A 13,907-nucleotide genomic window follows, 5' to 3' on the forward strand; every position below is an offset into this window, starting at 1 on the left:
TGTCAGTGAATGTGCGTGCTTCCCGCCTGGTGTCGATCCTGCTGCTCCTGCAGACGCGCGGCCGGATGACCGCGCAGGACCTGGCCGACCGGCTGGAGGTGTCCGTACGCACGATCTACCGCGACGTCGAGTCGCTCCACACCGCCGGCATCCCCCTCTACGGCGACGCCGGCCCGAAGGGCGGCTACCAGCTGCTCGACGGCTACCGCACCAAACTCACCGGGCTGACGGCCGACGAGGCCGAGTCCCTGTTCCTGGCCGGCCTGCCGGGGCCGGCAGCCGAGCTGGGGCTGGGCGCGGTGGTGACGGCCGCGCAGCTCAAGCTGATGGCCGCGCTGCCCGTCGAGCTCCGCGACCGCGCGGGCCGCATCCAGGAGCGCTTCCACCTGGACGCGCCCACCTGGTACCGCGACCGCGAGCCGGTGACCTACCTGTCCGCCGTGGCCGACGCCGTCTGGAACGAGCGCCGCCTCCAGGTCAGGTACCGCCGCTGGAAGGCGCCCCAGGAGGTGGAGCGGCGGCTCGACCCGTACGGGCTGGTCGTCAAGGCCGGGCGGTGGTACCTCGTCGCGCGGGCGGGCGAGGACGTGCGTACCTACCGCGTCTCGCAGATCCTCGACCTGCACCCGCTCCCTGAGGGCTTCACCCGGCCCGACGGCTTCGACCTCGCGGCCTACTGGCAGGCGTACCTGGCCGAGTTCGAGGCCCGGCTGCGGTGGGGCGAGGCGGTGGTGCGGCTGTCGCCGCGCGGCCTGGAGCGCCTGCCCGACCTGATGACCCCCGGCGTGGTGGCGGCGGCCAGGGAGAGCGCGGAACCGCCCGACGAGGACGGGTGGACGCGGGTCACGGTGCCGATCGAGTCGATCGAGCACGCGCTCGGCGAGTTCCTCAGGCTCGGCATGGATGCCGAGGTGCTGGCCCCCGCCGAGCTGCGCGACCGCATGGGGGCCGCCGCCGCCGAGATCGCGGCCCGCTACCGCCCCGCCTGAGCGACCTCCGCCTCGGCCTGCCAGCAGTGGGTCCAGCGGCCCTCCCCCAGCTCGGTACGCCCGGGGACCTCCTTAGAGCACACCGGCAGCGCCACCGGGCAGCGCGGATGGAACCGGCACCCGCCCGGCGGGTCGATGAGGCTGGGCGGCTCGCCGTGCCGCGTGCCCTCGCGGGGTGTCACCCTGTCGGGGTCCGGCGCCGACTCCAGCAGCAGCCGCGTGTACGGGTGCCGCGCCGACTGCGTGAGCTCCTCGCTGGGCCCGCTCTCGATCAACCGCCCGGCGTACATCACCGTGATGTCCTGCGCAAAGTACCGGGCACTGGCGATGTCGTGCGTGATGTACAGCAGCGCCAGCCCGCTCTCCTCGGCCAGCCCCTCCAGCAGGCGCAGCACGCCGAGCCTGATCGACACGTCCAGCATCGACACCGGCTCGTCGGCGATCAGCGCGACGGGCCGCACCGCCAGCGCCCGCGCGATGGCCACCCGCTGCCGCTGCCCGCCGGACAGCTCGTGCGGCAGCTTGTCCATGAACTGCTCGACCGGTGTGAGGCTGACGCGTTCGAGCAGCTCGGCGACCTGTTCCTGTTCATGCGCGTCCGAGCGGACGTGTCCGTGGATGCGCAGCGGCCTGGCCAGGTGGTAGCGCACCCGGTGGAAGGGGTTCAGCGAGGCGAAGGGGTCCTGGAAGATGAGCTGCACCTGCCGCCGGTAGTCCCTGAAGGCCGCTCCACGATGGGCGCGTACCGGCTCGCCGCGCAGCAGCACCTCGCCCGAGGTGGCCGGATAGACCTGCGCGAGCAGCCGCGCCACCGTGCTCTTGCCGCAGCCGCTCTCCCCGACCAGCGCCGACACCGTCCCGGCACGCAGCGCGATCGACACGTCCTCCACGGCCCGCACCGGCGGCCGCCTGCCGAGGCGGCCGCGTGGGCCGTGGGCGGCGGTGAAGTGCTTGGTGAGATTGCGACCCTCCAGAACGATCATGATGCGTCCTCCAGACCACTGCCGCCGTTCAGCAGGCACGCCACATCGCCCTCGAACGCGGGCAGGACCGACGAGCACTCCGCTCTTGCGTGCCCGCAACGCGGATGGAACGCGCATCCCGGCGGCAGCGACCTCAGGTCGGGTGGGCTGCCGGGGATGCCCAGGAGCTCTTCGCGGGGCCCGTGCAGGCGCGGGAACGAGCGGAGCAGGCCCAGCGTGTACGGATGGTGCGGCGACCTGTGGATGGCCTCGGCGGTGCCGGTCTCCACGACCCGGCCCGCGTACATGATGGCGATCCTGTCGGAGATCTCCATGAGCAGCGACAGGTCGTGCGTGATGAACACCACCGCGAAGCCGTACTCCTCCCTGAGCGCCCTGATCTCGTGGAGGATGTCGCGCTGGACCACCACGTCGAGCGCGGTGGTCGGCTCGTCCATGATGATGATCTCGGGATTGAGCGCGAGCGCGATGGCGATGGCCGCGCGCTGCCGCATGCCGCCGGAGAGCTCGTGGGGATACGAGCGCCGCCTGTCGGCGCTGATGCCGACGCGCTGCAGCAGCTCGACGGCGCGCTCTGCACGGTCCTTGCGGGACATGCCGGGCACGTGGACGCGCAGGACGTCGTCGATCTGGGCGCCGACCGTGCTGACCGGGTTGAGCGAGTTCATGGCGCTCTGGAAGACGACGGCCAGCTCTTTCCAGCGGAAGGCCCGCAGCTCCTTCCTGCCGAGCTCGAGCACGTCCACGGACGAGCCGTCCTGGCGGCGGTGGACGACCGAGCCCGAGGTGATCGCGGCGGGCGGCCGCAGCAGCCGGGCCACGGCGTTGGCCAGCGTGGACTTGCCGCTGCCGCTCTCCCCCGCCAGGCCGAGGATCTCGCCCCGCCGCAGGTCGAGCGAGACGCCGGCGACGGCGTGCACGGCGCCACCGGCGGACAGGTAGTCGACGCTGAGGTCGCGGATCTCCAGGACGTTCATGTGTGAGCCTTGACCTTGACCGTTCGCAGGCGGGGGTTGGCGATCTCGTCGATACCGAAGTTCACGAGCGCGAGCCCGGTGCCGATGAGCGCGATGCAGAGGCCGGGCGGGATGAACCACCACCACGCCCCGATGAGCAGCGCCTGCCCGTTCTGTGCGAAATAGAGCATGCTGCCCCAGCTCACGGTGGACAGGTCGGCCAGGCCGAGGAACGACAGCCCGGCCTCGGCCAGGATCGCCGCGACCACGGTGGCCAGGAAGCTGGTGGCGATGACGGGCAGCAGCACGGGCAGGATCTCGAAGAAGATGATCCGCAACGGCCCCTCCCCGCTCGCCCGCGCGGCCTGGACGAAGTCGCGGCGCCGTACGGACAGGGTCTGGGCCCGCAGCACCCGCGCGCCCCAGGCCCAGCCGGTGACCGCGATCACCACGGCCACGGAGGCGACGCCGCGCTGCGGCAGGTAGCCGGCGAGCACGATGATCAGGGGCAGGGCGGGCAGCACCAGGAAGATGTTGGTGAGCACGGACAGCACCTCGTCCACGGCGCCGCCGAAGTAGCCGCCGACCAGGCCGACCGCGACCGCGACCGCGTTGGCGATGACCGCCGACAGCACGCCGACGCCCATCGAGACGCGGGCGCCGTACACGATCTGGGTGAGGATGTCCTGGCCGGTCTGCGTGGTGCCGAGCCAGTGCGCGGCCGACGGGCCCTGGAGGCCGTCGTCGCTGGTCGCGGCGGGGTCGGCGCCGATGAGCAGCGGCCCGAGCACGGCCGTCAGCGTGAAGAAGGCGAGGATCCCGATCCCGATCTTGATCTTCATTCGGACTCCTGCCTGGTACGCGGGTCGAGCACCACGTACGCCAGGTCGGCCAGGAAGTTGGCGACGAGCACGGCCAGCGAGATGACGAGGAAGATGCCCTGCATGAGTGGGAAGTCCTCGTTCTCGACGGCTTTGAGGAGCATCGACCCGATCCCGGGGTACGAGAAGACGATCTCGGTCAGGACCGAGCCGCCTACCACGAAGCCGAGCGACAGGGCGAAGCTGGTGATGTTGGGCAGGATCGCGTTGCGGGCCGCGTACGCCCACATGACCCTCCTGGAGGTCAGCCCCTTGGCCTCGGCCATCACCACGTAGTCCTCGCCCAGCGTGGTCACCATGACGTTGCGCATGCCGAGGATCCGGTCGGCCATCGACGCGACCACGATCGTCACGGCCGGCAGCGCCGCGTGGTAGACCACGCTGCCGGCGAACTCGCCGGTCAAGCCGGGCATCACGTCCAGCCCGTACGCCCTGGACACGGGGAACCACTGCAGCGTCACCCCGAAGACGAACACGAGCGCGAGCGCCACCCAGAAGTACGGCACCGCGTGCATGAACGTGGCGGCGGGCAGCACGCCGTCGAGCCAGGTGCCCCGCTTCCACGCCATGAGGACGCCCAGCGAGGTGCCCATCAGATAGCTGATCAGCGTGGCGACGCCGACGAGCCCGACCGTCCACGGCAGGCTGTCGGCGATGACCGTGGACACTTCGGCGGGAAAGAAGGTGATCGAGCGGCCCAGCTCCCCTTGTGCGAGATTGCCCAGGTAGTCCAGATACTGCTGCCACAGGCTCGCGTCGCTGATGCCGAAGGCCCGCCGCATCGCGTCGATGGCGGCCGGGTTGACATTGCCCTTCATGCGGGCCACCAGCAGCTCCACCGGGTCCCCCGGCATGAGCCGGGGGATCAGGAAGTTGAGCGTGATGGCGGCCCAGGCGGTCAGCAGGTAGAAGCCGAGCCGCCGGGCCAGGAACCTCACTTGACGGCCGGCTTCAGGTGCAGCAGCACCACGGCGGCGTCGGGCGAGGCGTACGGCGACGGCATCGCGTACGGGTCCTGCTCCGACGGCCAGCCGACGTACTTGTTCGTCCGGTACTGCGCCCACCCCGGGCTGTAGAAGAGCGGCAGGACGGGCAGCCTCTCCATCATGATCTTGCCGAGCCCCTGCGTGGCCTTCTGCTGCTCGGCCAGGTCGTCGGTGGCGGCGTACGCGTCGATCAGCCGGTCGGTCTCGGCGTCCTTCCACCGCTCGTAGTTGCCGCTCGCGGCCTCGCCGACGGGCTTGGCCAGGCCGCCGAAGAGCAGGAAGCGCATCTGGAAGTACGGGGTCGGGCCGGCCTCGGCGCCCCTGATCGACAGGTCGTAGTCGCCCTTGCCGACCTTCGACACCCAGTCCTGGAAGGCCACGCCCCTGGTCTCGACCGTGATGCCGACCTTGGCCAGGTCCTCCCTGATCAGCTGCGCGGCGTTCACCCAGTCGGTGAACGGCGACGGCACCAGCAGCGTGAACTTCAGCTCGGCCGGGTTCACGCCCTTGAGCAGCTCCTTGGCCCTCTCGACGTCCACCTTGAAGGCGGCGTCCTTGTACTCCGGCGGCACGTACGCCTCGCCGCCCGGCATCGGCACGCCGGTCGGGTGCGCGACCTTGGTGTAGCCGCGCTCGGCCACCTTGACGATCTTGTCCCGGTCGATGGCGAGGCTGATGGCCTGCCGTACCTCCGGCTTCGACAGGATCGGGTTGGTCAGGTTGGGCAGCAGCGTCACCACGCCCTCTGGCGGGAAGAAGAACTTGTTCTGCTCCGGCTTGCCCTGCACGAAGATCTTCTGGATGTCCGGCACGAACGCGCCCGCCCAGTCCACCTCGCCCTGCTGGAGCGCCGTCTGCAGGGCATTGGCCGTGTACGCGGGGAAGCGCAGCAGCGGCACCTCCGGCTTGCCCGGCTGCCAGTAGGACGGGTTCTTCTCCATCTCGTAGAGCTGCGCCGAGAACTTCGCCAGCTTGTACGGCCCGGTGCCGACCGGCTTGGAGTTGGTGAACGTGGCCGGGTCCTGCTGCTTCTCCCACAGGTGCTTGGGCACGATGGGCGAGCCGCCGGCAATGTTGAAGAGCTTGGCGTACGAGGTGCTCTTGAAGTCGATGCGCACCTTGTCCGGAGCCAGCGCCTGCGCATCCTTGATCTCGAGCGCGGACGCGTTGAGCTGCGCGTGCTCCTTCAGCATCCGGAACGTGAAAGCCACGTCGTCGGCGGTGAACGGCTGCCCGTCCGTCCACTTCACCCCCTGGCGGAGCGTGAACGTGACCGACTTGCCCTTGTCAGACCATTCGTACTTCAGAGCCAGCCACGGGGTGATCTCTCCGGGCTTGAGCTTGTTGAAGTACATGAGCGTCTCGTAGATCATCCCGCTCGTGCCGAAGTTCACGCCTTCGAGGTGGTACGGGTTGAAGTCCTCCTGGAACGTGCCCGCGTCGACGGCATGGATCACCAGCGGCGGCGCGCTCGTACTGGTCTTTCCGGTGGAGCCGCCGCCGCTCGAACAGCCGGCGACGACCAGGGCGGCGAGTACTGCGACAATTCGTTTCATCGGGGGGTGGCCTTTCCGAAATACTTCGTCCGGAGGTCACGCGAGCCCTTCGGGGCGGCGAAGGCCTGGGCGCGGTCGAATCCGGCTGGTGCGCCGCGCACGATGGTGAGCGCGCGGTAGTAGTCGACGTACGGGAAGCCGTAGGTCTCGCCCCTGGCGTAGGCGTAACCGGTGATCGCCTGCGACCAGAGCTCGTACGCCTCCTCCGTCAGCTCGACGAACACGTCGGGGACGAAGCCCTCGGCGTCCTCCCAGTTGTCGGCGTAGTAGAGCTCGCCCGCCCAGCAGGCGGGCAGCTCGCGTTCGAGCGTCTTGAGCCCGCCGTAGAAGCGGGCGTCCTCGACGATCCGGTGGGTACGAGCGTGATCCTTGTGGATGGACGCGCTCCAATGGGTCAGGATGACGTCCGGCCGCAGCTCCCTGATGAGGTCGCCGACCCGCATCTTGACCTCTTCGTCCTCGGGCAGCAGGCCGTCCTCGTAGTCGAGGAAGCGCACGCCCGCTCCGATCCTGCCGGCGAACGTCTCGGCTTCCTCGCGCTTCTGCTTGGCGTAGTCGGCGACGGACATGCGGGGGTGGCCGCGTTCGCCGAGGGTGAGGTGGAGGAGCGTGGCCCGGTCGCCGCGCAGGACGTGCTGGGCGAGCACCGCGCCCGCCGTCAGGTCGAGATCGCCCGCATGGGCGCCGATGGCGAGAACGTGGGTTGCGCGGCCTTCGGCCGCGAACCCATGAGTGCTGTGTTCGATTGTTCGCTCGCTACGCTCCCTCACGGGCCCGCCTCATCACCTGGAACCTCCTGGTGACCTCGTAGCCGGCCTTGGTGTAGAGGCGGCCGGCGGGGCTGGCCTCGCCGGTCCAGAGGAACCACGACGAGTGGAGCCCTTCGGCGCGCATCCTGGTCATGGTGAGATGGAGGAGGATCTTGCCCAGGCCGGTGCCGCGCTGGTCGGGGTCGACGCCGAAGGGGCCGAAGCGCTCGGGGATGCCACGGTAGGCCGCGTACAGGGCGAACCCCACTATTCGATCTTTTTTCGCGATGGCGATGCGTTCGGTGTCACGGTGGGCGCGGATCGCCTCGCCCCAGTCGGGGTTGAAGGCGTCGGCCGCGAAGCGGATCAGCTCGGGCAGCTCGCCGTCGGCCGGGGTGCGGAAGGCGTACCCCTCCTGCTCACGCTTGGCGCGCAGCTCGTGCACCTCGTCGGACGTCACGTAGCCGACGAGCGTCCTGTCCATGGCGACCGGCGAGTAGAGGGTCCGGAAGCCGAGCCCGGTCAGCAGCCGGTGGCCGTCGGGGTAGAGCTCGGCGTCCGCGCCCGGGAGCACATAGTTCGGGGTGTACGACGAGAAATCCACCTTCGTCCGTCCGGTCCCCTCCAGGAACGCCAGCGCCTCGCCGACGAGCCGCCTGCCGAGGCCGCCGCCGCGATGCTCGGGGACGACGAAGAAGAAGGGGATCCAGCCGGTGTCCGGCTCCAGGTCGGTCCCCGGGGCCAGGGGCGTCAGCCTGCGGACGCCGTACGCGCAGCCGACCACCCGTCCGTCCAGGACGGCCACGCGTAAGCCTTCGGGATCGAAGTTCGGATCGAGCAGCACGCAGTCGCGGAACCAGCCGGGGGTAGTGGGGTCGCCTGGCATGCTGCGGTTCCAGGCCTCGATCAGAGAGGCCTCGTCACCGGACGCGAAGGCGCGGACTGTGACCATGAGGGTCCTTTCACCTTTGGCTCTCCTGCCACAGCTTTCCCATCGCCGACGGCCAAGGTCAAGATGAATCGGGAATTAATTTTCTCTCTCACCGCATCGTTGAAAAATTCTTTTGAGCCTCCAGCGAGCCGAAACTTTCATGGAGCCGGCGCTCTCGTTCGCGCTTATCCGCAGGTCATCCCCGCCCTGCCAGAGCCGACCACCAGCCACGATTGCGCGGCTGAAAGTTTCGCTTCAAACTCGCAATGTTTCAGGCGAACGAGAGGAGCCCGATGAACATCAGAGCTCGGATAGCCGGCGCCCTGATCGCCGCCGTGACACTCGTCGTCGCGGCGCTGATCACGGCGCCACCGGCCGCGTCGGCCCAGCTGACGGAGGTGACCGGCTTCGGCACAAACCCGACAAATCTCCGCATGCACCTGTACGTACCGGACGGCGTCGGGTCCCGCCCGGGCCTACTGGTGGCCGTGCACTACTGCACCGGATCGGGCCCGGCCTTCTACTCCGGCACGGAGTTCGCCTCGCTGGCCGACCGGTACAAGTTCATCGTGATCTACCCGTCCGCCACCAGGAGCGGCTCCTGCTTCGACGTCTCCTCGCCGCAGGCGCTGCGGCACGACGGCGGCAGCGACCCGGTGGGCATCATCTCCATGGTCAGGTACGTCCAGCAGCGCTACGGCACCGACCCCGACCGCACCTTCGTGACCGGAGCCTCGTCGGGCGCCATGATGACGAACGTCCTGCTGGGTGACTACCCCGACGTCTTCAAGGCCGGGGCCGCGTTCGCGGGCGTGCCGTTCGCCTGCTTCGCCACCACGGACGGGTCGATGTGGAACAGCGCCTGCGCCAACGGCCAGGTCGTCAAGACGCCGCAGCAGTGGGGCGACCTGGTACGCGGCGCGTACCCCGGCTACACCGGCGCCCGGCCGCGCATGCAGGTGTGGCACGGCACCGCGGACAACACGCTGCACTACCCGAACTTCCAGGAGGAGATCAAGCAGTGGACCAACGTCCACGGCCTGAGCCAGACGCCGAGCAGCACCGACCAGCCCCAGTCTGGCTGGACCAGGACCAGGTACGGCGGCACCGGCACGATGTCCCCGGTCGAGGCCATCAGCCTGCAGGGCGTCGGACACAACCTCCCGATGAGCGGGATGGCCGCCGCCGCGATCGCCTTCTTCGGCCTTGACAAGAGCGGCGGCGGGACCCCGACGCCCACCCCGACCCCGACCCCCACCCCGACCCCCACGCCAACCCCCACGCCGACCCCCACGCCGGGCGGGGCATGCGGCGTCACGTACACGATGAACACCTGGAACACCGGCTTCACGGCCGCCGTCACGATCACCAACACGAGCGCCACCCCGCTCTCCTCCTGGGCGCTCGCCTTCGCGCTCCCGTCGGGCCAGACGATCACCTCGGCGTGGAACGCCACGATCTCGCCCACGAGCGGCCAGGTTACGGCCAGGAACGTGAGCTACAACGGCACGATCGCGCCGGGCGCGTCCGCCTCGTTCGGCTTCCAGGCCACCCACAACGGGAACACCTCCAAGCCGGCGGCCTTCACCCTCAACGGCGCCGCCTGCACGTGACGGCTCGCCTTTCACCGGGCTCAGGATCCGCTGAGCCCGGTGATGTTCCTTTTCGCGATGCGGTTCTGATCATGTGATGGATACTGGCCCTCTCGGAGAGTTGGGAGCGCTCCCGAAGCGCTCCGATTAATGACCGAAAGGGCACATCTTGTCCAAATTTCACACGCGGTTATCGGCGGTGTTATCGGGCTCCGCGCTCGTGCTCACCGCCGTTGTCGTGCCGCCCCACCAGGCGGCGTCCGCGGCCACCGGGCCCGCTGAGACCCAGCCGGCACGTGTCACCCTCACCCTCATCACCGGCGACGTCGTCGAGTACGCGCCGTCGCAGGGGAGCATCCCCTCCATAGCCATCAAGCCGGCGCCCAGGCCGGACGGCGCCGACGTCACGTTCGCCACGCTGCCCGGCAAGGACGGCGGCTACCTCGTCCTGCCCTCCGACGCGGCCGCCATGGTCGCCGCAGGGACCCTGGACGAAGAGCTGTTCGACGTCGAGACGCTGGCACAGGACCAGCGCGTCGAGGCGATCCCGCTGCTCGTCACCTACCAGGGCGACCCGGCTCCGTCCGCGCTGGCGAGCGCGGCCAGGACCCTGCCGGCCGGCGAGAACGTGCGGGTGCTCGACAGCGTCAACGGCGCGGCGATCACGGTACGCGCCGAGCGGGCGGACGACTTCTGGACCGGACTCCGTACCGGCAACAAGCTGAGCGGCAGCGGGATCGCCAAGATCTGGCTGGACCGCAAGACGAAGGCGTCGCTCGACAAGAGCGTGCCGCTCATCGGCGCGCCGGCCGCATGGGAGCGCGGGTTCGACGGCAAGGGGGTCAAGGTCGCCGTTCTCGACACCGGGATCGACGCCGCCCACCCGGACTTCGCCGGACGGATCATCGCCAGCGAGAACTTCTCCGACTCGGCGAGCACCGCCGACAGAATCGGGCACGGCACGCATGTCGCCTCGACGATCGCGGGCGCGGGACCGACGTACAAGGGGGTGGCGCCGGCCGCGTCCCTGATGGTCGGCAAGGTGCTCTCGGACAACGGCCTCGGCGACTGGTCGTGGGCCATCGCCGGCATGGAGTGGGCCGCCTCGCAGGGCGCCGACGTGGTGAACATGAGCCTGGGCTCCTGCTGCGGCAACGGCACCGATCCGATGAGCCAGTCGCTGAACGAGCTCACGAAGAAGTACGGGACGCTGTTCGTGACGGCGGCGGGCAACGAGTCGGACCCGCTCACGGTGAGCGTGCCCGCGGCGGCCGACGAGGCGCTCGCCGTGGGCGCGGTGGACAAGGAGACGGGCACGACGCTGGCCGACTTCTCCAGCAAGGGCCCCCGGCTGGACGACGCCGCGGTCAAGCCGAACATCGTCGCTCCCGGCGTGGACATCGTCGCCGCCCGCTCGTCCGACTCCTCGCTGCCCGGCATCCCCGGCAACGACAGGTACACGGCGTTCAGCGGCACCTCCATGGCGACCCCGCACGTGGCGGGAGCGGCGGCGATCCTGGCCCAGCAGCACCCCGGCTGGCAGGCCGGCGAGCTCCGCGACGCGCTGACCTCGACGGCGCGGCGCAACGACGGGCACAACTGGTTCGAGCAGGGCAGCGGCCTGGTGGACGTGGCCCGCGCGACCGCCCAGAGCGTGTTCGCCAGCTCCGTGGTCGACTTCCGGCTCATCGGCAAGCCCGCCACGAGACAGGTCACCTACCGGAACATCGGCGCAGCACCGGTCACGCTGGCCGTCTCGCTCGTCACCCGTGGCTGGAGCGGCAAGCCCGCCCCGGACAACGCGATCAAGCTGGGCGCGCGGAGCGTGACCGTGCCCGCGAACGGCACCGCCACCGTCTCGCTCACCGTCGCCCCTTCTGCCGGGCCGATCGGCGCTTATGGCGGCTGGGTGACGGCGACCTCCGGCTCCTCTGACGTGCGGCTGGTGACGCCGTTCAGCTACTACACCGGTCCCGCGACGCACCGGCTCGGGGTGTCGCTGGTCAACTCGTACGGGACCAAGGAGTTCTTCCCCGGCTACCAGGCCGAGCCCCTCGTGTACGCGGTCCCGCTGAAGCGGACGAACAGCCCGGAAGACCCGTTCAACCCGTACGGGTACTACTACCTGCACACGGACTATTCGGGTAACGGCGAGTTCTACCTCCCCGCCGGGGAGTACGAGGTGATCGGCATCGCCAACGAGAGCCGGATCAGCAACCGGACGAGCTGGGTGATCGAGAACGTCCGGCTCGACGGGGACAAGACGGTCACCCTGGACGCGCGCAAGACGGCGCCGATCAGGCCGGACACGCCGAAGACGCTGGACGGGGGCGGGAGCGCGTACTACGTGCGTACCTTCACCGACCGAACCCAGCCGGTCTCGCTGTACGGTGCGGTCCTGGGCGGGCAGCAGCTGTACGTCACGCCGGTGCCGTCGGTGAAGTCGGGCAAGGTGCGGCTGTCGCACCAGTGGAACCTGGAGCCTCCGGTGCTCACCTCGGCGGCCGCGGGGTCTTTGCCCCTGCATCCGGCGTACGACATGGAGTCGATGCGCCGGCTGACCTCCGCCGCAACTTATCCCCTTATTTCAGTCGGAAGAGGGAAACCTGAGGACTTTTCGGGTGTCGACGTGTCCGGGAAGGTCGTCCTCGTCGGGATCCCGGTCGAGGGCAGCTACGTCAACGCGAGCGTCCAGATGGACGACGCCGGCCGTGAGGCCTCCATGCGGGGCGCGGCGGGCGTCATCGGCTTCCTCGACGTCGACGGCGGGCGGGCGCGGGTGCCACTGGGCCCGTCCATGCGGCTGGGATTGAGCACCGCCGAAGGGCGCGCCGTGCGCTCCGCGCTGGCCGCGGGGCCGGTGTCGCTGCGCCTGGAGCCGTACGCGGGGCCGGCCTCGGTCTACCACCTCCGCTTCGACTCGCGCGGGCGCGTGCCTTCCCGGCCCGAGCGGGTCGACATGAAGGATCTGGTACGGATCAACGCCGCGTACCATGCCGACAATCCGGACACCAGCGGCTGGGAGTACGGCGAGTCGACGGCGGGCGAGGAGCCGGGGCGCCTGACGTACGGCGGGTCGCTGCCGATGCCGGTGACCCGTACCGAGTACTTCGGGCCCTTCTCCGATGACGTGGTGTGGTCGCGCACGCTCACGAACTCCGGGCTGGTCCTGCACTCCGACGACCGGTTCACCGGGGACGACCGGCGGGTCTCCGAGCAGTGGTTCAAGGCGCCGCTGGTGCCCGCGGCCGCCGACGTGCCCTCGGGGTACCCGGTTTCGGTGCCCTGCTCGCTCTGCCGGGACTCGGATCGTTTCGTGCCCTTCGAGCAGTGGGCGGACTCCGATCCCCGGCACTACACCGACCTGAGCCACGTCACCTCCAAGCCGCTGCTGTCCGTGGGCGGCCAGGAGGTGGCCGCGCAAGGGTGGCGGCCTCGGTACTTCACGGTGCCCGGGCCGGCCGGGGCGTACCGGGTGGAGGCCGTGGACACTCCCGGCCGCGCCCTGTCCCGGACGGTGAGCACGACCTCGCAGTTCACCTCCTCCCCGCCGCCCTCCTCCGGGGCGCCTCGGGGGTATTCGTGCTCGTTCGGGGCCGGGTGCGCGTTCCAGCCGGCCGTCCAGCTCCGGTACGACCTGCCGCTCGACCTGCTGAACCGGGCTCCGGCCGGTCAGACGTTCGCGTTCGACCTGCGGGCGGGGGCGCACTCGGCCGTGCGGCGGGCGCCTGTCGTCAATCGGGTACGGGTGGAGTACTCGGTCGACGACGGGGCGACCTGGCATGACGCGACGCGGGTCAAGAAGCGGGGCGACGGGCGCTTCCGGGTCGAGGTGGCGCATCCTGCGCTGGCGCAGACCAGCGGGTTCGTGTCGCTGCGGGTCACGGCGTCGGACACGGCGGGCGGCTCGACCACCCAGACCATCGACCGGGCTTACGCCCTGAGATGAGCACCGACGGCGGTCAGGGAGTGGGTTCTCCTTGGCCGCCGTCACCTTCGGATGGCGGCTCGCCCGCCGACAGGCCGGGCGGCGGGAGCATCCTGGCCGCCGCCTTCGGGCAGAGGCACCCCAGCGCCCGTCCTCACCTTCCACCTCCGCGCGATCGACGGGCTCCTTCTGGCGCAGGAGACCGGCGGCCGGCCCCGTGAGCACGCGTTCCGCACAGGCCGCAGCCAGCCCCGCGAGTGCGCGCTGTCCACTGGCGCGGAGTCAGCCCCGCGAGTGCGCGCTGCCCACAGGCGCGGAGTCAGCCCCGCGAGCACGCGCTGTCCACAGGCAGAGCC

10 protein-coding genes are annotated in these 13,907 nt (G+C 70.1%); 3 read left to right on the forward strand and 7 right to left on the reverse strand.

Annotated elements, in window-relative coordinates:
- The first annotated feature begins 11 nt into the window (after positions 1-11).
- Positions 12-989 (forward strand): YafY family protein, encoded by a 978-nt coding sequence (locus tag AB0J64_RS10470; RefSeq protein WP_364023760.1) that lies wholly within the window; start codon positions 12-14, stop codon positions 987-989.
- Here the strand turns inward: AB0J64_RS10470 and AB0J64_RS10475 are convergent.
- Genes AB0J64_RS10475 through AB0J64_RS10505 form a run of 7 tightly spaced genes read right to left on the reverse strand, consistent with a single transcriptional unit; the run spans position 974 to position 8,052 of the window.
- A complete protein-coding gene (locus tag AB0J64_RS10475) occupies positions 974-1,972 on the reverse strand; it encodes an ABC transporter ATP-binding protein (protein WP_364023763.1) in 999 nt (332 codons plus the stop codon). The genes AB0J64_RS10470 and AB0J64_RS10475 overlap by 16 nt on opposite strands.
- Positions 1,969-2,949 (reverse strand): ABC transporter ATP-binding protein, encoded by a 981-nt coding sequence (locus AB0J64_RS10480; protein WP_364023766.1) that lies wholly within the window; start codon positions 2,947-2,949, stop codon positions 1,969-1,971. Before AB0J64_RS10480 ends, AB0J64_RS10475 begins: the two co-directional genes overlap by 4 nt.
- Positions 2,946-3,770, reverse strand: coding sequence for an ABC transporter permease (locus AB0J64_RS10485; RefSeq protein WP_364023769.1), 825 nt, complete (start codon positions 3,768-3,770; stop codon positions 2,946-2,948). Before AB0J64_RS10485 ends, AB0J64_RS10480 begins: the two co-directional genes overlap by 4 nt.
- Positions 3,767-4,747, reverse strand: a complete 981-nt coding sequence (locus AB0J64_RS10490; RefSeq protein ID WP_364023772.1) for an ABC transporter permease — start codon at positions 4,745-4,747, stop codon at positions 3,767-3,769. The genes AB0J64_RS10485 and AB0J64_RS10490 overlap by 4 nt, the downstream gene beginning before the upstream one ends.
- Positions 4,744-6,351 carry an ABC transporter substrate-binding protein gene (locus AB0J64_RS10495; RefSeq protein ID WP_364023774.1) on the reverse strand — a complete coding sequence of 536 codons (1,608 nt, stop codon included), beginning with the start codon at positions 6,349-6,351 and terminating at the stop codon, positions 4,744-4,746. The genes AB0J64_RS10490 and AB0J64_RS10495 overlap by 4 nt, the downstream gene beginning before the upstream one ends.
- A complete protein-coding gene (locus AB0J64_RS10500) occupies positions 6,348-7,121 on the reverse strand; it encodes a PIG-L family deacetylase (protein WP_364023777.1) in 774 nt (257 codons plus the stop codon). The genes AB0J64_RS10495 and AB0J64_RS10500 overlap by 4 nt, the downstream gene beginning before the upstream one ends.
- A complete protein-coding gene (locus AB0J64_RS10505) occupies positions 7,108-8,052 on the reverse strand; it encodes a GNAT family N-acetyltransferase (protein ID WP_364023780.1) in 945 nt (314 codons plus the stop codon). The genes AB0J64_RS10500 and AB0J64_RS10505 overlap by 14 nt, the downstream gene beginning before the upstream one ends.
- Before the next feature lie 272 nt (positions 8,053-8,324).
- Between AB0J64_RS10505 and AB0J64_RS10510 the strand changes: the two genes are divergently transcribed.
- Entirely contained in the window at positions 8,325-9,644 is a 1,320-nt protein-coding gene (locus tag AB0J64_RS10510; protein ID WP_364023783.1) for a PHB depolymerase family esterase, read from the forward strand.
- A 148-nt stretch (positions 9,645-9,792) separates the two neighbouring features.
- Positions 9,793-13,572 (forward strand): S8 family serine peptidase, encoded by a 3,780-nt coding sequence (locus AB0J64_RS10515; protein ID WP_364023786.1) that lies wholly within the window; start codon positions 9,793-9,795, stop codon positions 13,570-13,572.
- The last annotated feature ends 335 nt before the right edge of the window (positions 13,573-13,907 follow it).

The sequence above is a fragment of the Nonomuraea sp. NPDC049695 genome (assembly GCF_040674955.1).
In the GTDB taxonomy this organism is placed as follows: Bacteria; Actinomycetota; Actinomycetes; order Streptosporangiales; family Streptosporangiaceae; genus Nonomuraea; species Nonomuraea helvata.